We start from the raw sequence: 22,802 nt of genomic DNA on the forward strand, positions 1-22,802 counted from the left end.
CTGACGGCCGGCATGTGCGGCCGTTGTGGTGATGACGTTGTGGTTATGAATTTGGAACGAGCATAAGAATACCCCGGCCAACGATCTTGCCGTTGTCGGCGTCGGCCCGATTGCCCGGTCTGCGCCTGTCATGTTGCGGTCATCTACAATGCCGCCAGTTGCCGAGCGCGAAGTGGCGCCGGCCCGCAACAAACAGGCAGCATGACCCGCGCGAAGAAATCAGCACCCAGAAAGAAAGCCCCAGCCAGCAGAAGCAAGGCCGCAAGCGGCGGCCGCATCTTCCGGTTCCTGCGCACATTCGCGCTGACCTCGGTGGCCGCCTTCGGCGCAGCCACCTATGCGCTGAATCCGCAGTGGCGCCCTCAGTTTTCGCTTGACGACATTCTTGCGCGCGTCGGCTGGCCGACCCACGAAAAGTTCGCGCCCGCGGCGGTGCCAGCAGGCGGCATGGCGCACACGCGCTTTGCCGAGTGTCCGCAGTTCTTCCCGCAGCAACGCCCGCCGGTCGTTCCGGCCAGCCAAGCCCTGCGCGAGCTGTGCTTTTCCAACTTCGCCATCTTGCACAACGGCCAGACCAAGACGCCGGTATTCGTGGCAGAGCGCCTGAACCGCAAGATATTGACGCAGGCGCAGGACATGCAGCGGTCCGACAAGTTCTATGCCGAAGCGCGCGTGCCCCGCGCCGAACGTGCCGAACTGACGGACTACCGCGGCTCGGGCTATTCCCGCGGGCACATGGCTCCGGCGGGCGACATGTCCACGCCCGAAGCGATGGCGCAGAGCTTTTCGCTGGCCAACATGGTGCCTCAAGACCAGCGTCACAACGGCGGCCCATGGAGCCAGATCGAACAGGACACGCGCAAGTACGTAATGCGCGCCTCGGGCGACGTGTATGTCTTCACCGGCCCCTACTACGGCGACAAGCCCAAACAGATCGGCTCGGGCGTGGCCGTGCCAAGCCATCTGTTCAAGGTCGTCTACGATGCGTCCACCGGACGCTCGTGGGTGCATTGGCAGGCCAACAGCCCCAGCACCACGGCGGGCGCGCCCATCAGCTACGAGGAATTCGCACGGCGCACCGGTATGCAACTGCTGCCAACGTCGAAGCCTTGACGATGGAGCAGGACGGCCGCCGTCAGGTTATTGCCTCGACAGTCCCGTTTCGACCTCGCATGGCAATTGCTACTGGGGGTTATTTCGGCCGGGGAGATGACAGCCCCTGATCGACGGCTGGCCACTCACCTGCCCGCAGGCGCGGCAGACACAGGATCATCGCCTTGGCCACATTGCGCACCTCTTCCTGCACCGCCGTGTCCGCATCCAGATCCGCATGGCTGGTGGCATACGGCTCGTAGTAGCCGATGTAGCGATCGAGCCGCGACGACGCGCCCGCATCCACCATCCCCATCCAGTCCAGCCAATCGCACAACGCCCGCCGTTGCCCCTCGATGCCGGCCACGTCGCCATGGACCACCACGCCGTAGGCCCGACCGGCAAGATGCTTGGGATACGGCCAGCCGTCCATTTCGATCTGCTTGGCCTTCATTGCGTCCTTGCCCGACGTTGTCGTCGGATCGGGGTTGCCGCCGTCCGCACAGACCAGCCGGTCGATCATCAGCTTCAACACGCTGGGCGACTGATACCAATAGGTGGGCGCCAGCAGGATCACGCCATGCGCCGCTACCCACTGCTCGTAGATATCGTTCATCGCATCGTTGTCCTGCCCGAGCGAATGATTGGGATAGCAGCTACAGGGCCAATGGCAGAGCGGCATCGCCGTGGACACGCAGCCTTTGCAGGGATGGATGAGGTATTGATATTCCGACGTGAGCCGGCTGAGATCGAGCATGTCGGCGTGTACGCCCGCCGACTCCAGTTCTTCACGCACGATTCGAGACAGCCGCCACGTCTTGGAAACCTCGCCCGGACAGGTACCGTCATTGCGCGCCGCGCCGACGACCACCAGGACGCGCGACCGCGTGGCCGGATCGCGCTGCACCTGGGCAGAACGCGCAAGCCGGTCGTGCGCATCCTTCCATTCCACCGACAAGTCGTAATCGGGATCGGCGTAGCCTTGCCCGGCTTTGACGGTGACGGGCGCCTTGCGCCCATTTTCGTATGCGTCCCACGCAATGGCTTCCAGCCGGTCCAAGGCTTGCGCTTCCACCTTGAACGCGGGATCGTAGAAGCGGCGCATGAAGCGCAAGCGGAAGGTGTCTCGCGGCAGCTTGCCCGCGTATTGACCCGTTCGGACTTCAAGCTTCGGTTTGGACATGGCGTTGAGTCTGCGAGGATGAGCCATTGCACGCAGCAACTCCCATGCCCGCGCGAAACGCCATCGTTTGCACCGACCGGCTGGCACCGCGCAGGACGTCCGTGCTTTCAACAGCGCAACGAGTGCAGTAGGATGCACCGACCGACTGGAGGAAATTATGCAGACCGCAAAATGGGACTTTCAGATCGCGCAGCCGGAGCAGGACGGCGATGATTGGCGCATTGGCTATACGCTGATCTCTCCCATCGCCGGCGCGCCGTCCGAGCGCATTGCCATCGATGAACGGTTTCATTCCGCCCATGGCGCAATTGCCGAGGCCACCCGCCTCGCGCAGATTCACGTCGCGGATCTGAATGGCGAAGCGCCGACGTTCGAAGCACCTAGCGACTCCGAGGTGCCGTTCGACAAGGATCAGCGGTTTTAGGCGGCGTCGCCCATTGGAAAAACGCTGCTGCCACGCAAGCATGTGCCGCATGGCAGCGAAACACCGCGTTTCATACGTGCGAAAACGACCCGTTCAACGCGCGGGCGCCGGTGCACTGCCGGCCGGCGTGGCGGGGGTGGCCGGGGTAGCGGGCACCTGGATCTCTTTCTTGCGCAGTACGCCTCCCCCCTGCACGCTGCCTTGCACACTGGTGGGCGAGTTCATCTTCGCCACGCAGGTCTGCCGCTGGGATTCCGGCAGACGGTTGCAGCGCGCCAGCTCGTTCTGGCGGAGCTGTTCCGGGCTCTGCGCATTCAGGTTCTGACGATCACGCTCTTGCCGTGCCGCAGCCGCTTCACGCAGGCACGTCTCCAGCGGTTGGCCAGAGGCGCCACTCTTGCAGGTCGCGACATCCTGCTGATGCTGCGCTTGCGAGGTAGCGCTGGTGTCGGCAGCATGGGCCGCGCCAGCCGTCCACGCCAGACCCGCCAGGCAAAGGATCGCGGAAAAGCTTTTCAGGGACACTTGAACAGCATTCATCTTGTGAGCAGCATTCATGGTCGGCTCCTTGGAAAAAGGGGGATGCGCCCGGCGACGCGCCGCGCGGCACCTCCCGCCGATATATCTACCATGCGGCAATTATCGGCCGCCACGAACGCAGTAACGCGATGTGTCAGGACCCATGCCCTTCCAGGTGTGCAAGGACGGATGCGGCGACACATTCCAGCGGGCGTTGCGCATCGACATGCGTCCAGCCTTTGACGTCGCGTTGCCGCGCCACCTGGGCGCGCACCACGTACTCAGTGGCGTCCGAAGGGTCGTTCGTGCGCTGATTCACGCGTGCTGACAACGCGGCCGGTGACGCATCAAGCCAAAATCCGCTGAAGGGAACCCCTGCGCGCGCCGCGCACTGTTCAATACGCTGGCGGCACGCCTCCCGCTCAAACACTGCATCGGCGATCACTGCGCAACCGGCCTGGACCAGTTTCTGCGCGCAATCGGCCTGTGCCGCGTAGACGTTTTCGGAAAATTCGGTTTGATAAGCCGTCTCGGGCAGCTTCGCTGAGGCGGGCACTCCCCACATCTGCTTGCGAATACGGTCGCTGGACAGTATCCGAGCCCCCGGCATCGGGCCAAGCGCATGCGCAATCGCGACGGCCAACGAGGATTTTCCCGAGCCGCTGAGCCCGCCAATGGCAACCAGACGCCCAACGCGCGGCGACAGGCAGGCAAGCGCGGTATCGATATAGCGCTGGGCCTTCCCCAGCAGAGTCGTTCGCGTAGTGTCGATGGCTTCTTCGGCCTGCGCCACCAGGACGTGGGCGCGGATGACAGCTCTGATGGCCAGGAACAACGGCATCAGCGCCATGCCCGCGTCATCGTGGCGGAGATCCAGATATCGGTTCAGCACGACGTTGGCCTGCCGCAAGAACCCCTGGGAGCAAAGATCCATGATCAGAAATGCCAGGTCGTAGAGCACATCGATGGTGGCAAGGGCATCATCGAACTCGAGGCAGTCGAACAGCATCGGCGCGCCATCGATCACACAGATATTGCGCAAGTGCAGGTCCCCGTGGCAATGGCGCACATGCCCCGCCGCCGCCCGCGCGGCCAGCAGCGGCGCCTGCTTGTCCAACTCGTCACGAATCGCGGCGCAGAGCACCTTGATCTTCGGTCCGGGCAGCACGCCGGCCGCGGCAAGAAGTTTCTCGGCCGCGGCCAGCACCTGGGCCAGCCTGGAAGGCACATCCACGCCACCCACGACCGGCGCGTTGTCATGAGACTTGGCAATCTCTCCCGCAATGCGCTCCGCCAGCGCGTCGGTCAGCCCCTCCCGCTGCGCGACGGCTTCCAGCAGCGCATCGTCCGGGAAGCGCCGCATTTCCACGACGGCGTCGATCAATTCTCCCGAGCCGTCGAAATTCAGATTGCCTTTTTCGTCCCGCCTGATTTCCCGCACTGCCACATACAGATCGGGCGCGGTTCGCCGGTTGAGCTCAAGTTCACGCAAGCAGGCCGCCAAGCGCAGCGCAGCAGTGGAAAAATCGGCATAGGGAAAACGCACCGCCCTTTTCAGTTTGAAGGCGCGAATCCCGGCAAGGACAATAACGGAGATATGGGTGCGTATCGTGACGATGTCGCCCGCAGGCACGCCGTGAACATCAGGACGGGTCAAGAATTCCAGCGTGACGGCCTGGCACCGCGCGTCCGGGTCCACGTGTTCATCTGTCCGGTTCATGCTGGTCCGTCTCGCATCGCAATGCCGCTCCGTCTGGCGTGCCGGCGCCACTAGACACCTGCCGGGAAGGTTTCTTGCGCCTCATCCAATTTCCAGGTGTCGCCCCATTCAAGAGGTTCAACCGCTCGCGTCTCGTCAAGATGCAGCACGCAGTCGAACTGGCGTGGCAGGCAGGCGTAAAAATAATGGCTGCCTCGTTCCGTTTCCGGACGATAGACGACCCCAATGGCGCGCTCCAGGCGGGACGTCGACAGCGCCCGCATCACCGCTTGATCGCTGTTGAGCGGCAACATGAAGCGGCTAAGGCCCGTCTCATGGAACAGCGATTCGTAGCTTCCCCGCAGGCCAGGGCGCACCCGCATGCGCTCGGCGGGCAAGTCCCAATCGGCCGCCGCCGTCACGCTGCCCTGGTAGGTCGTCAGTCCGATCAGAAACGCCTGCTTGCCATAGGATTCACGCGCCAACTGTCCCACGGTCAACTCGCCGGCCTGGCCCACTTGGGTGGCGCGCGCGTCGCCCACATGAGAATTGTGTTCCCACACCACGATCTTAGCTGGCATGCCGTCTTCTGTCCGAGGCAAATGCCTGGCGAGCGCATCAAGCGTTTCCATCATGTGCCGATCCCGCAGATTCCAAGATGAAACGCGCTGGTCGAACATGGTTCGGTAATACTGCTCGGCGTTTGCGATCAGGCGAGCGTTCTGCTGCACGTAAAAAAGCGCATCGCTTGCCGCCTGGCCATCGCGCCTCATGTATTCGGCCGCACGGGCATTGAGATCCTGCATTTGCGCGATCACGGCGTCTCTGCACGACGCCGACAGGCCATGGTGCGCCAAGTAGCCATAGCGCTCGCTACTGCTGCCGAAATGATCGAAGCAGGCGTAACGCTGACGCGCATCACGCGCAGCCTCCGGGTCGACCTCATCCAGGTACTTCAGCACTTCGGCAATGGACGTGAACAGGCTGTATAGATCGAGCCCATAAAAGCCGACGGGCGCCGCGTCTGCGGGCAACGATTGGTTGAAAGACCGAAGCCACTCCACGAACCGGACGACCTCGGTATTGCGCCACATCCACGTTGGAAATCGCTTGAACCCCGCCAGCGCCTGCTCGCCGGCATTGTCGTCGCCTTGGCCGCGCAGATATCGGTTGACGCGATAGGCATCGGGCCAATCCGCCTCGACCGCAACTGCAGAGAATCGCCTTTCGGCGATCAGCCGCTGCGTAATGCGAGCCCGTTCTTCGTAGAATTCGTGCGTGCCATGACTTGCTTCGCCGATCAGCACGAAGCGCGCGCCGCCGATATGTTCAAGCAGCGCGTCATAGTCCGTCATTGCTCCCGTAAGCGGCCGCGCGGCCGCAGACAGTTGGGCAAGCGTGGCGGCGTGAGCATCGACGGCCGTTTCCATGTGCACTCCAAAGGCTGGACCAGGCGCATCAGCCGTTGCGCGACGAAGAAGTCGTCGTCGACGCGGTGGACGGATGCCGGCGCTGCGCTTCGTGCAGCAGATGCAGGACCTCGTCGTCCGCGGTCTGTTCAAAATCCGCATACCATTGCCCGACGCCATAGAACGGCGTCGGCGTATGCAGGCACGCGACTTCGTCCGCGTCGCCCTCAAGCGCTTGCCTGATTTCGGCTGCGGCAACGGGCACGGCGGCAACAACCCATGCAGGATTATTTTTGCGTACGGACTGGAGCGCCACGCGCATGGTCGAACCCGTCGCAAGGCCGTCATCCACCACGATGACGACTTTTCCCTGCAATGGAAGCGGTGGCCGCCCCGCGCGATAGACCGATTCGCGGCGCTCGATTTCTTTCCGTTCACGTGACACGATGGACTCGATCGCTTTTGGATCGACGCCGTAGGCCTCAATTTCCCTGGTCTGAAATAGCGACTGATCGCTGCTGATCGCGCCGATGGCGTATTCGGGATGCCCCGGCATGCCGATCTTTCGCACCACCTTGATGTCCAGGGGGGCATTCAGCTCGGCCGCGACTTCGAATCCCACCGGCACGCCGCCTCGCGGCAACGCCACCACGATCACATCCGGCCGTCCCGCATAGCTGGCCAATTGCCGCGCGAGCAACAGCCCGGCCTCGCGCCGGTTTCTGAAGAGAATGTTCATGATCTCTTGCGTCCCCAGCCAGTTGTGTTGCCAGGCCGTGACCCGCGCGGATATCAACGCGCGCCCTTGTGATCCTTCTGGCCAGTATTTTTGTGCCGTCCCAGCGACTCGGCCATTTCGGCCTTCTGCCGCTGTGCCATGGCGTCTTCCTTCTGGCGCGCCTCTTCTTTTCTGGCTTTCGGCGGGGGAGTTTTGGCGGGTTGCTGCATGATGGCCTCCTGGACGTTCGCCGCCCGACGCGGCGGGATAGCCCATCATGAACCGGCGCCACGGCGCCTTGTTGACGAAAATCACGAATTTTCCAACCACCCGTTCATCGAATCTTTGCCAGGGGCACAGACGCGCCCCGCTTGGCTGGCTTGAACGCGCCGTCCCACGAACGCCCGGCATAAAACGCACCCCATTTTTCCATTGACGATCGTCAATACTGACTCGCCCTGCCCCGGGAAAATCGATGCGAGGAGCGCCGAGTCCGGGGTGCGCCACGCGGAACACGCGTACCCCTTCACTCGTCCCTTATTCCGACAGGAGAGCCATCATGAAAGACGAAGAACTTCGCCGTCACGTGCTGGACGCCTTGGAGTTCGATCCCCGCGTCGATGCGACCGGCATCGGGGTCGCGGCTTCCCAAGGGGTCGTAACGCTGACGGGGCATGTCAGCACGTTCAGCGAAAAGTACGACGCAGAGAAGATTGCCGCACACGTGAAAGGCGTCAAAGGCATCGCGCAGGAGCTCGAAGTCCGGACCGGCTACGAGCAAGGAAACTCGGACGAAGAGCTGGCCAAACGCGCGATCACCAGTATCGGCTGGAATGTGTCCATCCCCGACAACAAGGTGCAGGTCAAGGTGCAACACGGCTGGGTGACCTTGACCGGAGAGGTCAGTTGGAACTTCCAACGCGTGGCGGCCGAAAGCGCCATTCGCCGACTATCCGGCGTCAAGGGCGTCGCAAACCAGATCAAGTTGTCGAACAACGCGCAGATCAGCGATGTGAAACAGCGAATTCAGGACGCGTTGAAACGAAGCGCCGCGCTTGAAGCACACGATATTCAAGTCGCCGTGCACGACAGGCACGTCACGCTGATGGGAAAAGTGAATAGTCTGGCCGACAGGCGCGTCGCCGAGCAGGCCGCATGGAGCGCGCCAAGCGTCATCAGCGTGGAAGACAAGCTCACCGTGGGCTGATGGTGCGCTTGCGCTGCGGCTTGCCGGCAGGCAACCGCCGAATCAATTGGCGTGACTCAACGCGCAAGATAGGCGCGCACGAGTTCCATCAGATACTGGCCTTGGGGCGTCGGCGTGCTGTCACGCCGGCGCACGATGTACACATCCCGCGTAATGTCGGGATCCAGCACCGGAATCGACTTCAGGCCATAACCATGCGCCTCGAACAATGCCGGCATGATGGTCACGAAATTGCCCGACTGCACCAGTCCGATCATGGTGGCCAGCTGATCCACTTCGATGGTCCAGGGCAACTCCAGCCCGCGAGCATTGAGGACGCTGTCGATCTGCAGGCGGGTGGAACTGACCGGATTCAGTCCCACCACCGGCAGGCCGGGCAACTTTTTCCACGACAGCTTGCGGCTGCGTGGCGCCAGCGCAGAACGCTCGGCGTACACCAGGTTAAAGCCATAGGTGGCGACGCGCTCGGCCTCCAGGGTGGGGCCGAATGACACCGGCGTGGTGATACCGAATTCCACCTCGCGTTCTTCAACCAGGCCCGTCGTGACGGTGGCGTTGCCGTCGCGGATCGACAGGTACACCTGCGGATGCCGTGCATAGAACTCGGGCAGTACCTTCGGCAGCACCGAATAGCCTACTGAGGCCACCGTGCTCACCATCAGCGTGCCTTCGTGCCCCCGCGCGCGGCGGGCTGCCTCGGTCAGGCTGGCATCCATCTGCGTCACGATAGGCAGCACGCGCTCGTAGAGCGCGCGGCCCACCGACGTCAGCACCACGCTGCGCGTCGTGCGTTCGAACAAACGCCCGCCAATATCCGATTCCAGCTTCGCGACGCGCCGGCTCAAGGCCGACGTCGTGACGCACAGCAACGCGGCGGCCGACGTGTATTGACCCATGCGCGCCACGCAGCAGAACGCGCGGATGTCTTCCAGATCGTAATTGATTCTCATGGATCAATAATAGTTGAAATTTTTTCGATAGACGTAACTATACGCGCTGGCCGAACATGCCGGCATTACTTCGACGAGCCATCATGAATTCACAAGGCAAGGGCATTTTCCTGAAATCGATGAGCAGCTTCTTCGTGGGCGGCGCGACCGCCGTGCTGGAAGGCCTGCCGGTCGAATATCGCAGCATGGTCCTGAACGGATCGCCGCGCGAGGTCAACCCGAACGGAGAACAGGTCTATGGGCAGATGTATGTCCAGGAGTACCGCCTGGCGCAGCCCCGCCATCCGGATCCGGTGCTGCTGTGGCATGGCGGGGGCATGACCGGCTGCACCTGGGAAACGACCCCCGATGGCCGCAACGGCTGGCTGTGGAAATTCCTGGACGCCGGTTACGACGTACTGGTCAGCGATGCGGTGGAACGGGGCCGTTCGTCATGGGCACGGTTCCCGCAGGTGTATCGCGAGGCGCCCGTCTTTCGCACGAAGCGCGAGGCCTGGACGACGTTTCGCATCGGACCTGTCTACGACCCGGACCCTGCGCGGCGCGAAGCCTATGCAGGGCAACAGTTTCCCACCGAGGCGTTCGACGCGTTCGCCAATCAATGGGTGCCGCGCTGGCCGGGCCACGAGTCCATGATCCTGGCGGCCTACGAAGCGTTGATCGACCGGGTGGGACATTGCCATATCGTGGCCCACAGCCAAGGCGCGGGCTTTGCAGCCGAAATTGCGCGCCGCCGGCCAAGCGCGGTGCGCCGGGTGGTGGGCGTGGAGCCCGGCGGCATGCCGCAAGCCGCGCCGATTGAAGCGCTGCCGCCGCATCTTGTTGTGTGGGGCGACTTCATCGAACCATCGGGGTCGCACTGGGTCGGCTACCGCCAACAAGCCGAGCGTTACCTGGATTCCATACGGGGGTGCGCCGACGTAACGGTGCTGGACCTGCCCGCCAGCGGCATCGCGGGCAATTCGCACCTGCCGATGATGGACCGAAATAGCGACGAGGTATTCCAACGCGTCCTGAACTGGCTACAAAGCTGAAACAACACAAACGACAACAACGGGAGACAACCATGAACATCCGAACCCTTTCCAGCGCGGCGCTGCTGGGAGCCCTTGTGTTGGGAGGAACGAGCGCGGCGCATGCGCAGGCCTACCCCGCCCATCCCATCAAGCTCATCGTGGGCTACGCGCCGGCAGGCTCGGTGGACACGTTCGCTCGCATCATCGCCCCCGAACTGGGCCGCGAGCTGGGCCAGACCGTCGTCATCGAGAACGTCGCGGGAGCCGGCGGCATCATCGGCGTCACGCGCGCCGTCAACGCCAAGCCCGACGGGTACACGGTACTGATGGGCATCGTGTCCGACGTCGTGATCGCACCCATTCTGCAATCGTCGGCCAAGTACACCTACCGCGACCTGGCCGCCGTCGCGCCGCTGGGCACAAGCGGCGTCGGCGTGGTGGCGAATCCGAACCTGGGCGTGAAATCGTTCGGCGACCTGATTGCGCGCGCCAAGGCCAACCCGGGCAAGCTGACCTACGGCGCCACGGGCGTCGGCTCGCTGCCCGCCATCGCCATGGAGAGTTTCAAGCTCACCACCGGTACGGACATCACCTTCATTCCCTATGCAAGCGCCTCGAAGATCGCGACCGATGTCATCGGCGGGAATGTGGATATCGCGGTGTCCGGGTTGCCCGCCCTGCTTGAACTGATCAAAAGCGGGCGTGTGACGGGCGTGGGCGTCATGAGCCGCGACCGCGATATCGGCAACCCGGACTTGGCGTCGGCGGGTGAAACACCGGAACTCAACGGGATGGACTATTACTTCTGGACGGGAATTTTTGCACCGTCCAATACGCCGGAACCTATCGTCCAGACATTGAACGCCGCGTTCAGCCGCGTCATGGCCAAGCCGGAGATCCAGGCACGGTTCAAGGAATTGGGCGTAAAGGTCAGCCCGCCCACCTCGCCCACGGCGTTTGGGCAGTTCGTGGCGAGCGGCGATGCGCAATGGCAAAAGCTGATCGAAGACGCGAAGATCCCGCGGCAGTAGGAGGAAGGGACACAACAAAATGGCCCCAAGCTTTGTGAGCTTGGGGCCATTTTTTCGTCCTACCGATTGGTGGTCCACAGGATGGGCCACCAATCGTCTTTTCTTGCACTGCGGAAATCCGGAGACCCGCATGAATATTGGTCGGGGCGGTGGGATTCGAACTCACGACCCTCTGCTCCCAAAGCAGATGCGCTACCAGGCTGCGCTACGCCCCGAAGGGTGGAGACTATACCAGAAACTGGTGTCTGGCGTCCGCTGCACCCGACCCTGCGGTCAGCCGAAGCGGCCCGTGATGTAGTCCTCGGTTTCCTTGCGCGAGGGCTTAACAAAAATCTGGTCGGTTTGACCGAATTCCATCAGTTCACCCAGGTACATATAGGCGGTGTAGTCCGAGCAACGCGCGGCCTGCTGCATGTTGTGCGTCACGATCACGACGGTGTAGTCGTTCTTCAGTTCGGCGATCAGCTCTTCGATCTTGGCGGTGGAGATCGGATCCAGCGCCGAGCACGGCTCGTCGAGCAGCAGGACTTCGGGCTTGATCGCGACGCCGCGGGCGATGCACAGGCGCTGCTGCTGGCCGCCGGACAGGCTGTTGCCGCTTTGGTGCAGCTTGTCCTTCACTTCGTTCCACAGCGCGGCCTTGCTCAGCGCCCATTCCACGCGCTCGTCCATCTCGCCCTTGGACAGGCGTTCGAACAGACGCACGCCGAAGGCGATGTTGTCGTAGATGCTCATGGGGAACGGCGTGGGCTTCTGGAAGACCATGCCGACCTTGGCGCGGATCAGCGAAATGTCAGTCTTGGCCGTCAGCAGGTTTTCGCCATCCAGAAGGATTTCGCCCTCGGCGCGCTGGCCGGGGTAGAGCTCGAACATGCGGTTGAACGTGCGCAGCAGGGTTGATTTGCCGCAGCCCGACGGGCCGATGAAGGCGGTGACCTTCTTCTCCTGGATCGACATGTTCACGTTGCGAATCGCGTGGAACTTGCCGTAGTAGAAGTTCAGGTCCTTGACCTCGAGCTTGTTCTTGACTGCGGTAGCGGTGTTTTCCATTGCATTTCCCTTGGCTCCGGCGCGCCTGGCGCGCCGGGATAGCGATCTTTACTTGCGGAACAAGTTGCGGGCGATGATGTTGATGCCCAACACCAGCAGCGTGATCAGCGTCGCGCCGGCCCAGGCCAGGTTGTTCCAGTCCTTGAAGGGGCTGGCGGCGTATTGGTAGATGACGACCGGCAGGTTGGCCATCGGCCCGTTCATGTTCAGCGACATGAACTGGTTGGACAGCGCGGTGAACAGCAGCGGCGCGGTTTCGCCGGAGATGCGGGCGATGGCGAGCAGCACGCCGGTGATGATGCCGGACTTGGCGGCGCGATAGCACACCATGGTGATCATGCGCCACTTGGGGCAGCCCAGCGCGGCGGTGGCTTCGCGCAGGCTGTTGGGCACCAGCAGCAGCATGTTGTCGGTGGTGCGGACCACGACGGGAATCACCAGGATGGACAGCGCGACCGCGCCGGCCCAGCCGGAGTAATGCCCCACCTGCGCCACATACACGGCGTAGATGAACAGACCGATGATGATCGACGGCGCGGACAGCAGCACGTCGTTCAGGAATCGCGTGGCGGGCGCCAGCCAGCCGCGCTGGCCGTATTCAGCCAGGTAGGTGCCGGCCAGGATGCCCACCGGCGTGCCGATCAGCGTGCCGACGCCCGCCATCATCACGCTGCCGAGAATGGCGTTGAGCAAGCCCCCCGCCTGGCCCGGCGGCGGCGTGATTTCGGTGAAGAGCGTGTACGACAGCGCGGGCGCGCCCTTCATCAACAGCGTCAGAATGATCCAGAACAGCCAGAACAGGCCAAACAGCAATGTCGTCATCGACACGGCGAGCATGATGCGATTGACCACGCGGCGCCGGCGATAGATGCCGTTCTGCATGTTGAGTACGGATTCAGCCATGGTTTTTCCTTGTGCTTCCGGGCGTCTCAGGTCTTCTTGCCTTCGCCAGCGGACAGGCGGACCAGCAGCGCCTTGGCCAGGGCCAGCACGATGGTCGTGATGAGGAACAGGATCAGGCCCAGTTCCAGCAACGCCGCCTTCTGGATGCCGCCCGCCTCGTTGAATTCATTGGCGAGCGCCGAGGCGATGGAGTTGCCGGGCGAAAACAGCGAGCCGGACCACTTGAACGCATTGCCGATGACGAAGGTCACGGCCATGGTTTCGCCGAGCGCGCGGCCCAGGCCGAGCATGATGCCGCCGATGACGCCCGACTTGGTAAAGGGCAGGACAACGCGCCACATCACTTCCCAGGTCGTGCTGCCCAGGCCGTACGCCGATTCCTTGAGCATCGCGGGGACCAGCTCGAACACGTCGCGCATCACGGCGGCGATGAACGGGATGATCATGATCGAGAGGATCAGGCCGGCGGTGAAGATGCCAATGCCGAACGGCGGACCCGCGAACAGTCCGCCGATGATGGGAAGATTGCCCAACGTCGCGATCAGGAACGGCTGCACGTACTGCTGGAACACGGGCACGAAGACGAACAGGCCCCACATGCCGTAGATGATGGACGGAATGGCCGCCAGCATTTCGATGGCGGTGCCCAGCGGGCGGCGCAGCCAGGTCGGCGACAGTTCGGTCAGGAAGATGGCGATGCCGAAGGACACCGGCACAGCGATGATCAGCGCGATCGCGGACGTCAGCAACGTACCGATGATCGGCACGACCGCGCCGTAATTGGAATTGACCGGATCCCAGTCATTGAGCCACAGGAACGACAGGCCGTATTTGGCCAGCGATTCGCGGCTGCCATAGATGAGGGAGATGAGAATTGCCGCCAGCAGAATGAACACCAGGAAGGCGAACAGGCGGGTCAGATTCTTGAACAGCGCATCCATCAGCGCGTTTTTTGTTTGCTTCATAGGCGAAGGCGTGCCGGTAGTCACGGAATCCGCCACGCTGGGCGGAAGCGGCACACTATTATCCATTACCGCGCTCATGGATGGACTTTCCTTAGGAAACCTGGGGGGAACAGCAGGTAGGTCGAATTACAGGCGGCGGCCCCGCCCGCCAGGTGGCGTCGGGGCCGCGCGTTACTGATTTACTTCCAGACAGCCTGGCCGTCGGCGGACTTCACTTCGCCCCAGGCGGCGCGGATTTCCTTGGTCACGGCTTCCGGCAGCGGCACGTAGTCCATGGCTTCAGCCGACTTGGCGCCGTTCTTGAAGGCCCAGTCGAAGAATTCCAGCACCGCCTTGCCCTGAGCCGGCTTGTCTTGCGACTTGTGGATCAGGATGAAGGTGGCGGCGGTGACGGGCCACGAATCGGCGCCCGGCTCGTCGGTCAGGACCACGCCCATGCCCGGCGCGCTCTTCCAGTCGGCGTTGGCGGCCGCGGCGGCGAACGCCTTTTGCTCGGGCTGGACGAACTTGCCGTCCTTGTTCTGCAGTTGCGTCCAGGCCAGCTTGTTCTGCTTGGCGTAGGCGTATTCGACGTAGCCGATCGAGTTCTTCAGCTGGCCGACGTAGGCGGCGACGCCTTCGTTGCCCTTGCCGCCCTGGCCGGTGGGCCACTTGACGGCCTTGCCTTCACCGACTTGCGACTTCCACTCCGGCGACACCTTGGACAGGTAGTTCGTCCAGCCGAAGGTGGTGCCCGAGCCGTCCGAACGGTGCACGACGATGATGTCGGCCGACGGCAGCTTCAGGTCAGGGTTCAGCGCCTTGATGGCGGCGTCGTCCCACTTCTTGACCTTGCCCAGGAAGATGTCGGCCAGGACCTTGCCCGACAGCTTCAGCTTGCCCGGCTCGATGCCGTCGACGTTCACGACGGCCACGGTGCCGCCGATCACGGCGGGGAATTGCAGCAGGCCGTGCTTTTCCAGGTCGGCAGCCTTCATCGGGTCATCCGAGGCGCCGAAGTCGACGGTCTTTGCAATGATCTGCTGCTGGCCGCCGCCCGAACCGATGGACTGGTAGTTGACCGCGTTGTTGGTCGCAGCCTTGTAGTCGGACGCCCACTTGGCGTAGATCGGGTACGGGAACGATGCGCCGGCGCCGGTCACGTTGGCGGCCTGGACGGCAAAAACGGCGGCGCTCAGCGCGACGCCCACGGAAACTTGCTTGAAGACACGTTTGAACATCTGGGTTCCTTCTGTGCTCGTTAAAGGAGTCTTGGCAGGCTTTTTAGCTGCCTGTCTTTCAGCGACCCTCGCATCTTAGGAGCCCAACGTGACAAGACCATGACAGTCATGATCCCCGGTGGCCGACCGGCAAAACCAGATCCGTCCGGCTGCATTGGCAAGCCCGTCCCCGAATGAAAAAAGCCCATTTCCCCTGCGGAAATGGGCTGGCCGGGGCTATGCTCAAGCTCGGGGACCGGCATGGCGCGGCGCCCGTCACCTGGTGAAATATCAGGGACGTTTTGCCGCCGTGCCGGTGTTACACGCCCAGCTTCTGCATCAGGAACTGGTGCAGGTTGAAGGGCTCGCGGCGGCTTTTGACGCGCGCGTAGTCGCCGCTGGGTTGCTGCTGCCAGGCGAGCTGGTTGTCGCGCAGGGCATAGGTGAATGCTTCGTCGATGACGCGCTTCTTGAGCGTCTTGTCATAGATCGGGAAAGCGATTTCCACGCGCCGGAAGAAATTGCGGTCCATCCAGTCGGCCGACGACAGGTACACCGTCTCTTCGCCCTCGGCATAGAAGTAGAAGACGCGGGAGTGCTCCAGGAAGCGCCCCACGATGGAACGCACGCGGATGTTCTCCGACAAGCCCGGCACCCCGGCGCGCAGGGCGCAGACGCCGCGCACGATCAGGTCGATCTTCACGCCCGCCTGGCTGGCCTTGTAGAGCTCGGCGATGATCTGCTCTTCGAGCAGCGAATTCATCTTGGCCATGATGCGCGACCGCTTACCCGCCTTGGCGGCGCGCGCCTCGGCGCGGATCAGCGACACCATGCCCTCGTGCAGGGTGAACGGCGACTGCATCAGCGACTTCAATGCCCGCCGCGCGCCCAGGCCGGTCAGCTGGGCGAAGACCTTGTCCATGTCCTCGCACAGCTTGGGATCGGCGGTCAGCAGTCCGAAATCGGTGTACAGCCGCGCCGTGCGGGGATGGTAGTTGCCGGTGCCCAGGTGGGCGTAGCGGCGCAGACGCCCTTTTTCCCGGCGCAGCACGACCGCCATCTTGGCGTGCGTCTTGTGCGCCACCACGCCGTAGACGACATGCGCCCCCACCTCTTCGAGCTTGGAGGCCCAGTTGATGTTGGTCTGTTCGTCAAATCGCGCCATCAGCTCCACGACCACCGTCACTTCCTTGCCGGCGCGCGCGGCCGCCAGCAGGATCTTCATCAGCTCGGAGTCCTCGCCGGTACGGTAGATGGTCTGCTTGATGGCCATCACGTCGGGATCCAGCGCGGCCGCGGTCAGAAAATCGATGACGGGCTGGAACGACTGGTAGGGGTGGTGCAGCAGGCGGTCGCACTCGGCCACCGCTTCGAAGAGATCGGCCGGCTTGTCGCCGACCCGGTCAAAGGGCGCGGGCACCGGGGCGCGATAGTCGGGAAACAGCAGATCCGGGCGCGCCGCGGAATTGCACAGCTGCATGAGGCGCGACAGGTTCACCGGCCCGGGCACACGATAGGTGTCGTCCGCCTTGAGCGAGAACTCGCGCTGCAGGAACGTTTCGAGCTCGACCGGCGTCAGCTTGTCGATCTCCAGCCGGACGGCCGCGCCGAAGTTGCGCTGCGACAGCTCGCCTTGCAGCGCATGGCGCAGGTTAGTGACTTCTTCCTCGTCCACGAAGAGGTCGCTGTTGCGGGTGACGCGCCACTGATAGCAGCCCAGCATTTCCAGGCCCGGGAACAGCTCGCCCACGAAGGCGCGCAGCAGCGAGGTCAGCAGGATGTAGCCTTCGGGCTGCCCCGACAGTTCCTGGGGCATCTTGATCAGACGCGGCAAAGCCCGGGGCGCCTGGACGATGGCGATCGATGCCTGACGGCCGAAGGCATCGGCGCCCGCCAGCGACACGATGAAATTCAGGCTCTTGTTGTAGACGCGCGGAAACGGATGCGCGGGATCCAGCCCGATGGGCGTCAAGAGCGGCATCACGTCGCGATGGAACACGTCGCGCGCCCATTCCTGCTGCGCGGCGTTCCATTCGGAAGCGTGATGCAGCGCGATGCCCTCGGCGTGCATCGCCGGCAGGATGTCGTCGTTGAGCAGGTTGTACTGGCGGCCCACCAATTCATGCACGGCCTGCTGCACGCAGTCGAAAGCCTCGTCCGGCGTCATGCCGTCCGGGCCGATCAGGTTGGGCGACTGGCGCTGCTGCTCTTTCAGACTGGAAATCCGGATCTCGAAGAACTCGTCCAGGTTGGAACTGACGATGCACACATAGCGCAGCCGCTCGAGCAGCGGCGTGTTGGGGTTCTCCGCCATCGCCAGCACCCGTTCATTGAACTTGAGCAGCGACAATTCGCGATTCATGAGCAGAGGCTCGCCTGGCGGACGTGTGGGCATACCGGATTCCATACGAAAAGAGAGCGTGAAGTTTTACTGCAAAAGAGTGACGGTTCTATGACAGCGCCCATTCGCTAAGGGTACGTCAAATACGGGACGTATGGCGCATCGGCCTGACGCTTGCAAGCGCCTGTTCCATAAGCAAAAACCCGAAGCCGAAGGCGTTGTCACATGGGGTCTCTATAATCGGTCCACCTCACAGCCAATATCACGAGCCGCATGGATCAACTTCTGGCCGCGGTGGACCTCGGGTCCAACAGCTTTCGCCTCTCCATCGGACGCATCGTTCAGCAGGACGGTACGCCCCAGATTTACCAGATCGACCGCCTCAAGGAAACCGTCCGGCTGGCCGCCGGCCTGGATGCCGATAAACGGCTTAGCGACGACGCCATCGACCGCGCCATCGCCGTGCTGGAACGCTTTGGCGAACGGCTACGCAGCTTTCACCCCAACCGGGTGCGCGCGGTTGCCACCAACACTTTTCGCGTCGCCCGCAACACGCGGGACTTCCTGCCCCGGGCCGAAGCCGCGCTGGGTTTTCCGATTGAAGTCATCGCCGGCCGCGAAGAGGCCCGCCTGATCTTCACGGGCGTGGTCAACACCCTGCCCCCCTCCCCCAACAAGCGCCTGGTCATCGACATCGGCGGCGGTTCCACCGAAGTCATCATCGGCAAGGGGCTCGAACCCGGTCTGATGTCCTCGCTTTACATGGGGTGCGTCAGTTACAGCCGCCAGTTCTTCTCGGACGGCGTGGTGGACGCCCACCAGATGAAACAGGCCGAACTGGCCGCGCGCCGCGAAATCGAAGTCATCGCCAAGCAGTACCGCAAGACGGGCTGGAAAGAAGTGTATGGCTCTTCCGGCACGGCCAAGGCGCTCTTTGCCATCCTGACCGAAGGCGGCTATTCCAACCGCGGCATCACGCGCGTCGGCTTGAACAAGCTGAAAGACCGCCTCGTGCGCTCGGGCCGCGTCATTCCGTCCGAGCTGCCCGGCATCAAGATCGAGCGCGCCGACGTGCTCCCGGGCGGCCTGGCCATCATGAGCGCGTTGTTCGATGAACTGGGCATCGACGTCATGCACACCGGCGACGGCGCGCTGCGGCTGGGCGTGCTGTACGACCTGCTGGGCCGCGACGACGAGCACGACAAGCGCGATGAATCGGTGCGCCAGTTCATGAAGCGCTATCACGTCGATGTGAACCAGGCGCGCCGCGTGCGCCACGCCGCCCTCACCCTGTTCGATGCGATGTTCCCGGAAGGCCAGGAACGCGCCGAACTGCGGCCCGCGCTCGGCTGGGCGGCAGACCTGCACGAAGTGGGCCTGTCGATCGCGCACAACGCGTATCACAAGCACACCGCCTATGTGCTCGAAAACGCGGACATGCCCGGTTTCTCGCGCGCGGACCAGCAACTGCTGGCCCTGCTGGCGCTGGGTCACCAGGGCAAGCTCGTCAAGCTGGAACCCCTGGTGCGGTCGCGCCCGCAGTGGAAAGCCATTCTGGCCCTGCGTCTGGCCGTGCTGCTGTTCCGCCGCCGCGGCGAGATAGAGCCCCTGCCGCTGACCGCTTCGGTCCGCGACAACTCCATCGTGGTGCGCGTAAACCGCGAATGGCTGGCCGAACATCCGCTCAGCGACTTCACGCTGCGCGCGGAAGAAGCCGAGTGGAACAAGGTCGGGTTTTCGTTCGAACTGCTGGAGTTCTGAAGCGGCCGCGCGGGGCGGCCTGGCCGCCCCGGCGCTTCAAAATGGCGACAGATCGGTTTCGCGATCGAGCCGCCTGAGTTCCATGCGCAGCGGCCGGGTGGCTCGCCGTATCAATCTGATAGTCATTCGGCGGAGCAGGCGGCGCATGGTAGTGGCGTCTAGCGCTGAGTATTGAGGACGGCCGGCTGATCCAGGCCGAAGTGGCGGCGGTAGCGCTCGTCCATGCGCTCCATCTTCAAGAGGACCGGAAAGTCGGCGGCGTTGAAATCCGGATCCCAGGCGGGTTCGCCGCAAACCTTGGCGCCCAGCTTCAGGTAACCCTTGATCAGCGGCGGCACGCGGGCCGGCAGGGTGCTGTTGAGCTTTTCGACCGGGTAGCGGTGCAGCGGCGTGACGCGCGGCTCGTTGCCCTGGGGCATCTGCTTGGCAACCGTGCGCCAGACTTCGGCGGCGGTGACGCCATCGTCGCGCAGGCTGACGCTCGCGCAACCCAGCACGTATTCGTAACCGCCGCGGCGCAGGTATTCGGCCAGGCCGGACCACAGCAGCATGATGACCGCCCCGCCCCGGTAATCCGCGTGGGTGCACGAGCGGCCGACCTCGACGACTTCGTCGCGGATGGCGCCCAGACCCGACAGGTCGAACTCCGATTGCGAGTAATAGCCGCCGGCTTCGAGGGCTTTTTCCGGGGTCAGGATCCGATAGGTGCCGACGACCCGGTCCGTGTCGAGCTCGCGCACCATCAGGTGTTCGCAGAAGGGATCGAAGCGGTCTTGTTCGATGCCGTCTTGCGCATCTGGAAAGACGGCGCCCATGTCTTCCGTGAAGACGTCATAGCGCAGGCGTTGAATCTGCTCTATTTCTTCGGCGGTACGCGCCAGGCCGACCGCCAGGACTTTGGGGGCGGCGCCCGTCCAGGGTTCTGCGGTACTGCGGCTCGGGTTGATGCGTGCTAATTCCAGCATTGCGCGAAGCTCCTAGAGAGTCCAGCCAGTGTGGACGCCCTGTATGTCAATGACTTGACCAATATGTTACGTGACTATGAAGATTAGGCCGGTACAGAAAGTGCACATAAACAAAGGCCACGCGCCGATTTTCGACGCGTGGCCCACATATTAAAACGAAAACTCCGGGTTTACCCCAAGCTTTGCGCAAGCTTCTCGGCGGAATTGGTCGCCAGCGCCTCGTCTTCGGCCTCAACCATCAGACGCAGCTTGGGTTCCGTCCCCGAGGCGCGGATCAGGATGCGGCCGCGGCCGTCCAGTTCGGCTTCGACCGCCTGGCGCGCCGCCGTCAGACCGGGGTGCGTCTTCCAGTCCATGCCGGGCGTGAGCGGCACATTGATCATTTTCTGCGGATACATCCGCAGATCGCTGACCCAATCGCCCAGCGCAGCCGAATTGCGGCGCAGCGCCGTCAGGACCTGCAAGGCGGCCACGATGCCATCGCCGGTGGAGTGGCAGTCCAGGCACAGCAGGTGGCCGGAGCTTTCGCCGCCGTACAGCCAGCCGCGCGACTGCATCTGTTCCAGGACATAGCGGTCGCCGACGTTGGCGCGGTCAAAGCCCACGCCCAGTCGCTTCATTTCGCGCTCGAAGCCGAAATTGGTCATCAGCGTGCCCACGACGCCTTCGACCTTGCCGCGCTGCATGCGCTCGCGCACGATGGCGTACATCAGCTCGTCGCCGTTGTAGATGCGACCCTCGCCGTCGACCATCTGCAGGCGGTCGGCGTCGCCGTCCAGCGCAATGCCAAGCTGGGCGCCGCGCGCCTTGACTTCCTTGGCCAGCAGTTCGGGGTGCAGCGCGCCCACGCCCTTGTTGATGTTGAAACCGTCCGGGTTCACGCCGATCGCGTGGACTTCGGCGCCCAGCTCACGGAAGACGTGCGGGGCGATGTTGTAGGCGGCGCCGTGCGCGGCGTCGACCACGATGGTCATGCCGTTCAGGTCCAGATCGTTGGGAAACGTGCTCTTGCAGAACTCGATGTAGCGGCCCTGGGCATCGCCCATGCGGCGCGCGCGCCCCAGGCCTTCGGAGCTGACGCAGCCCAGCGGCTCGTCCAGCGCGGCCTCGATCTCGGCCTCGATATCGTCGGGCAGCTTCATGCCCTGCGCCGAGAAGAACTTGATGCCGTTGTCCTGGTAGGGATTGTGCGATGCGCTGATGACGATGCCGGCGACCAGGCGCAGGGCGCGGGTCAGGTAGGCGACGGCGGGCGTAGGGATCGGGCCGGCCAGCAGCACGTCGATGCCGGCGGCGGACAGCCCCGCCTCCAGCGCGGATTCCAGCATGTAGCCGGAAATCCGGGTGTCCTTGCCGATGACGACCTGCGGGCGCGTCGCGCCGCGCACCGCGTGCGCGCGCGCCAGCACGCGGCCGGCCGCGTAGCCCAGCCGCAGCGCGAATTCGGCGTTGATCACCGGACCGCCGACTTCACCGCGTACGCCATCGGTACCGAAATATTTGCGTCGAATCATGAACTGATAGCTCCTTGTTCAGCCGCCTGCCATACCTTAAGCGCATCCACGGTGGCCGCAACATCGTGCACGCGCACGATGGAGGCGCCACGCGCGACGCAGGCAAGCGCGGCGGCAATGCTGCCGGGCAGCCGGTCGCCGACCGGCCGGCCTGTGGCCTGGCCGATCATGTTCTTGCGCGACAGGCCGATCAGCAATGGATAACCGGTGCTGCGCAGGCTGGACAGCCGGCGCAGCAGTTGAAAGTTCTGGTCGGCCGTCTTGCCAAACCCGAAACCCGGGTCCAGCACGATACGCCGAGGATCGATCCAGGCCGCGCGCAGCTTTTGCGCGCGTGCCCCCAGGAACAGGCCAATTTCACCGATCAGGTCGGTGTACTCGGGCGGCGCCGCCTGCATGGTGCGCGGCTCGCCTTTCATGTGCATGACGCACAGGCCGCAGCGCGATTGCGAGACGGCCTCGATCGCGCCCGGCTGCCTGAAACCATAGATGTCGTTGATCATGTCCGCACCCGCGTCCAGCGTGGCGCGCATGACTTCCGGCTTGAAGGTGTCGATGGACAGCGGCACGCCGCAGTCGCGAAGCGCCTCGACCACCGGCAGCAGCCGGTTCAGTTCGTCGGACACGGACACGGGCTCTGCGCCGGGCCGCGTGGACTCGCCGCCCAGATCCAGAATCTGCGCGCCTTCGTCGATCAGCCGGCGCGCATGCGCCACCGCGGACTCGGTATCGTCGTGCTGGCCACCATCGGAAAACGAGTCCGGCGTGACATTGACGATGCCCATGACAAGCGGGCGCTCGAGATCAAACTCGAAGCGCCCGCAAAGGAAGTTATTTGCCATAACCCAGAACGAAG

Annotated in this window: 21 protein-coding genes and 1 tRNA gene; 6 read left to right on the forward strand and 16 right to left on the reverse strand. The window is 63.5% G+C overall.

Going from position 1 to position 22,802, the window contains the following annotated elements:
• The first annotated feature begins 201 nt into the window (after positions 1-201).
• Complete coding sequence (locus H4P35_RS19835; RefSeq protein ID WP_062841750.1) at positions 202-1,113, forward strand: DNA/RNA non-specific endonuclease; 912 nt, start codon at positions 202-204, stop codon at positions 1,111-1,113.
• A 79-nt stretch (positions 1,114-1,192) separates the two neighbouring features.
• Here the strand turns inward: H4P35_RS19835 and H4P35_RS19840 are convergent, their stop codons facing one another.
• Entirely contained in the window at positions 1,193-2,275 is a 1,083-nt protein-coding gene (locus tag H4P35_RS19840; RefSeq protein WP_226846647.1) for a flavodoxin family protein, read from the reverse strand.
• Between the two features lie 157 nt (positions 2,276-2,432).
• On the opposite strand from H4P35_RS19840, the gene H4P35_RS19845 reads away from it, so the two are divergent.
• Entirely contained in the window at positions 2,433-2,699 is a 267-nt protein-coding gene (locus H4P35_RS19845; RefSeq protein ID WP_226846648.1) for a hypothetical protein, read from the forward strand.
• A 93-nt stretch (positions 2,700-2,792) separates the two neighbouring features.
• On the opposite strand, the gene H4P35_RS19850 is transcribed toward H4P35_RS19845, so the two are convergent.
• From H4P35_RS19850 to H4P35_RS19870, 5 genes are all read right to left on the reverse strand, one after another.
• The gene (locus tag H4P35_RS19850) at positions 2,793-3,257 is read right to left on the reverse strand and encodes a hypothetical protein (protein ID WP_226846649.1); all 465 of its coding nucleotides are present in this window, start codon (positions 3,255-3,257) and stop codon (positions 2,793-2,795) included.
• Between the two features lie 115 nt (positions 3,258-3,372).
• Complete coding sequence (locus H4P35_RS19855; protein ID WP_226846650.1) at positions 3,373-4,938, reverse strand: AAA family ATPase; 1,566 nt, start codon at positions 4,936-4,938, stop codon at positions 3,373-3,375.
• 50 nt (positions 4,939-4,988) lie between these two features.
• Positions 4,989-6,347 (reverse strand): erythromycin esterase family protein, encoded by a 1,359-nt coding sequence (locus tag H4P35_RS19860; protein ID WP_226846651.1) that lies wholly within the window; start codon positions 6,345-6,347, stop codon positions 4,989-4,991.
• A 28-nt stretch (positions 6,348-6,375) separates the two neighbouring features.
• Entirely contained in the window at positions 6,376-7,065 is a 690-nt protein-coding gene (locus H4P35_RS19865; RefSeq protein ID WP_180098141.1) for a phosphoribosyltransferase, read from the reverse strand.
• Positions 7,066-7,118: 53 nt separating this feature from the next.
• Positions 7,119-7,274 carry a hypothetical protein gene (locus tag H4P35_RS19870; protein WP_226846652.1) on the reverse strand — a complete coding sequence of 52 codons (156 nt, stop codon included), beginning with the start codon at positions 7,272-7,274 and terminating at the stop codon, positions 7,119-7,121.
• A 329-nt stretch (positions 7,275-7,603) separates the two neighbouring features.
• Between H4P35_RS19870 and H4P35_RS19875 the strand changes: the two genes are divergently transcribed.
• The gene (locus tag H4P35_RS19875) at positions 7,604-8,251 is read left to right on the forward strand and encodes a BON domain-containing protein (RefSeq protein WP_056326861.1); all 648 of its coding nucleotides are present in this window, start codon (positions 7,604-7,606) and stop codon (positions 8,249-8,251) included.
• Between the two features lie 56 nt (positions 8,252-8,307).
• Here H4P35_RS19875 and H4P35_RS19880 read toward each other — a convergent pair whose 3' ends face one another.
• On the reverse strand, positions 8,308-9,201 hold the full coding sequence (locus H4P35_RS19880; protein WP_175155036.1) for a LysR family transcriptional regulator: 894 nt from the start codon (positions 9,199-9,201) through the stop codon (positions 8,308-8,310).
• 83 nt (positions 9,202-9,284) lie between these two features.
• On the opposite strand from H4P35_RS19880, the gene H4P35_RS19885 reads away from it, so the two are divergent.
• Positions 9,285-10,235: an esterase gene (locus tag H4P35_RS19885; RefSeq protein WP_226846653.1), complete on the forward strand. Its 951-nt coding sequence runs from the start codon at positions 9,285-9,287 to the stop codon at positions 10,233-10,235.
• A 32-nt stretch (positions 10,236-10,267) separates the two neighbouring features.
• On the forward strand, positions 10,268-11,248 hold the full coding sequence (locus tag H4P35_RS19890; RefSeq protein ID WP_226846654.1) for a tripartite tricarboxylate transporter substrate binding protein: 981 nt from the start codon (positions 10,268-10,270) through the stop codon (positions 11,246-11,248).
• A 138-nt stretch (positions 11,249-11,386) separates the two neighbouring features.
• Here H4P35_RS19890 and H4P35_RS19895 read toward each other — a convergent pair.
• The 6 genes from H4P35_RS19895 to ppk1 all read right to left on the reverse strand — a co-directional run bounded on the left by H4P35_RS19895 (position 11,387) and on the right by ppk1 (position 17,760).
• A tRNA-Pro gene (locus tag H4P35_RS19895) sits at positions 11,387-11,463 on the reverse strand.
• A 58-nt stretch (positions 11,464-11,521) separates the two neighbouring features.
• The gene (gene pstB, locus H4P35_RS19900; RefSeq protein WP_056326853.1) at positions 11,522-12,298 is read right to left on the reverse strand and encodes a phosphate ABC transporter ATP-binding protein PstB; all 777 of its coding nucleotides are present in this window, start codon (positions 12,296-12,298) and stop codon (positions 11,522-11,524) included.
• A 48-nt stretch (positions 12,299-12,346) separates the two neighbouring features.
• Positions 12,347-13,201 carry a phosphate ABC transporter permease PstA gene (pstA, locus tag H4P35_RS19905; RefSeq protein WP_081259763.1) on the reverse strand — a complete coding sequence of 285 codons (855 nt, stop codon included), beginning with the start codon at positions 13,199-13,201 and terminating at the stop codon, positions 12,347-12,349.
• 26 nt (positions 13,202-13,227) lie between these two features.
• Positions 13,228-14,244 carry a phosphate ABC transporter permease subunit PstC gene (gene pstC / locus H4P35_RS19910; RefSeq protein ID WP_056326851.1) on the reverse strand — a complete coding sequence of 339 codons (1,017 nt, stop codon included), beginning with the start codon at positions 14,242-14,244 and terminating at the stop codon, positions 13,228-13,230.
• A 101-nt stretch (positions 14,245-14,345) separates the two neighbouring features.
• Complete coding sequence (gene pstS / locus H4P35_RS19915) at positions 14,346-15,386, reverse strand: phosphate ABC transporter substrate-binding protein PstS (RefSeq protein WP_180098130.1); 1,041 nt, start codon at positions 15,384-15,386, stop codon at positions 14,346-14,348.
• Between the two features lie 298 nt (positions 15,387-15,684).
• Complete coding sequence (gene ppk1, locus H4P35_RS19920; RefSeq protein ID WP_226846655.1) at positions 15,685-17,760, reverse strand: polyphosphate kinase 1; 2,076 nt, start codon at positions 17,758-17,760, stop codon at positions 15,685-15,687.
• Positions 17,761-17,979: 219 nt separating this feature from the next.
• On the opposite strand from ppk1, the gene ppx reads away from it, so the two are divergent.
• Positions 17,980-19,467 (forward strand): exopolyphosphatase, encoded by a 1,488-nt coding sequence (gene ppx, locus H4P35_RS19925; RefSeq protein ID WP_062841742.1) that lies wholly within the window; start codon positions 17,980-17,982, stop codon positions 19,465-19,467.
• Between the two features lie 158 nt (positions 19,468-19,625).
• Here ppx and H4P35_RS19930 read toward each other — a convergent pair whose 3' ends face one another.
• The 3 genes from H4P35_RS19930 to folP form a co-directional block, all read right to left on the reverse strand.
• Positions 19,626-20,432 (reverse strand): GNAT family N-acetyltransferase, encoded by an 807-nt coding sequence (locus H4P35_RS19930; protein WP_062841741.1) that lies wholly within the window; start codon positions 20,430-20,432, stop codon positions 19,626-19,628.
• A 170-nt stretch (positions 20,433-20,602) separates the two neighbouring features.
• Positions 20,603-21,946 (reverse strand): phosphoglucosamine mutase, encoded by a 1,344-nt coding sequence (gene glmM / locus H4P35_RS19935; RefSeq protein ID WP_152385279.1) that lies wholly within the window; start codon positions 21,944-21,946, stop codon positions 20,603-20,605.
• Positions 21,943-22,788: a dihydropteroate synthase gene (folP, locus tag H4P35_RS19940; RefSeq protein ID WP_226846656.1), complete on the reverse strand. Its 846-nt coding sequence runs from the start codon at positions 22,786-22,788 to the stop codon at positions 21,943-21,945. Before folP ends, glmM begins: the two co-directional genes overlap by 4 nt.
• Positions 22,789-22,802: the final 14 nt, after the last annotated feature.

It is taken from the genome of Achromobacter sp. 77 (genome assembly GCF_020541125.1).
Lineage (GTDB): Bacteria > Pseudomonadota > Gammaproteobacteria > Burkholderiales > Burkholderiaceae_B > Achromobacter > Achromobacter mucicolens.

Excerpts from the sequence above, each read along its gene's own strand:
- H4P35_RS19835 (WP_062841750.1), top strand. The coding sequence starts at position 202 with ATGACCCGCGCGAAGAAATCAGCACCCAGAAAGAAAGCCCCAGCCAGC.
- H4P35_RS19840 (WP_226846647.1), bottom strand. The coding sequence starts at position 2,275 with ATGTCCAAACCGAAGCTTGAAGTCCGAACGGGTCAATACGCGGGCAAG.
- H4P35_RS19845 (WP_226846648.1), top strand. The coding sequence starts at position 2,433 with ATGCAGACCGCAAAATGGGACTTTCAGATCGCGCAGCCGGAGCAGGAC.
- H4P35_RS19850 (WP_226846649.1), bottom strand. The coding sequence starts at position 3,257 with ATGAATGCTGCTCACAAGATGAATGCTGTTCAAGTGTCCCTGAAAAGC.
- H4P35_RS19855 (WP_226846650.1), bottom strand. The coding sequence starts at position 4,938 with ATGAACCGGACAGATGAACACGTGGACCCGGACGCGCGGTGCCAGGCC.
- H4P35_RS19860 (WP_226846651.1), bottom strand. The coding sequence starts at position 6,347 with ATGGAAACGGCCGTCGATGCTCACGCCGCCACGCTTGCCCAACTGTCT.
- H4P35_RS19865 (WP_180098141.1), bottom strand. The coding sequence starts at position 7,065 with ATGAACATTCTCTTCAGAAACCGGCGCGAGGCCGGGCTGTTGCTCGCG.
- H4P35_RS19870 (WP_226846652.1), bottom strand. The coding sequence starts at position 7,274 with ATGCAGCAACCCGCCAAAACTCCCCCGCCGAAAGCCAGAAAAGAAGAG.
- H4P35_RS19875 (WP_056326861.1), top strand. The coding sequence starts at position 7,604 with ATGAAAGACGAAGAACTTCGCCGTCACGTGCTGGACGCCTTGGAGTTC.
- H4P35_RS19880 (WP_175155036.1), bottom strand. The coding sequence starts at position 9,201 with ATGAGAATCAATTACGATCTGGAAGACATCCGCGCGTTCTGCTGCGTG.
- H4P35_RS19885 (WP_226846653.1), top strand. The coding sequence starts at position 9,285 with ATGAATTCACAAGGCAAGGGCATTTTCCTGAAATCGATGAGCAGCTTC.
- H4P35_RS19890 (WP_226846654.1), top strand. The coding sequence starts at position 10,268 with ATGAACATCCGAACCCTTTCCAGCGCGGCGCTGCTGGGAGCCCTTGTG.
- pstB (WP_056326853.1), bottom strand. The coding sequence starts at position 12,298 with ATGGAAAACACCGCTACCGCAGTCAAGAACAAGCTCGAGGTCAAGGAC.
- pstA (WP_081259763.1), bottom strand. The coding sequence starts at position 13,201 with ATGGCTGAATCCGTACTCAACATGCAGAACGGCATCTATCGCCGGCGC.
- pstC (WP_056326851.1), bottom strand. The coding sequence starts at position 14,244 with ATGAGCGCGGTAATGGATAATAGTGTGCCGCTTCCGCCCAGCGTGGCG.
- pstS (WP_180098130.1), bottom strand. The coding sequence starts at position 15,386 with ATGTTCAAACGTGTCTTCAAGCAAGTTTCCGTGGGCGTCGCGCTGAGC.
- ppk1 (WP_226846655.1), bottom strand. The coding sequence starts at position 17,760 with ATGCCCACACGTCCGCCAGGCGAGCCTCTGCTCATGAATCGCGAATTG.
- ppx (WP_062841742.1), top strand. The coding sequence starts at position 17,980 with ATGGATCAACTTCTGGCCGCGGTGGACCTCGGGTCCAACAGCTTTCGC.
- H4P35_RS19930 (WP_062841741.1), bottom strand. The coding sequence starts at position 20,432 with ATGCTGGAATTAGCACGCATCAACCCGAGCCGCAGTACCGCAGAACCC.
- glmM (WP_152385279.1), bottom strand. The coding sequence starts at position 21,946 with ATGATTCGACGCAAATATTTCGGTACCGATGGCGTACGCGGTGAAGTC.
- folP (WP_226846656.1), bottom strand. The coding sequence starts at position 22,788 with ATGGCAAATAACTTCCTTTGCGGGCGCTTCGAGTTTGATCTCGAGCGC.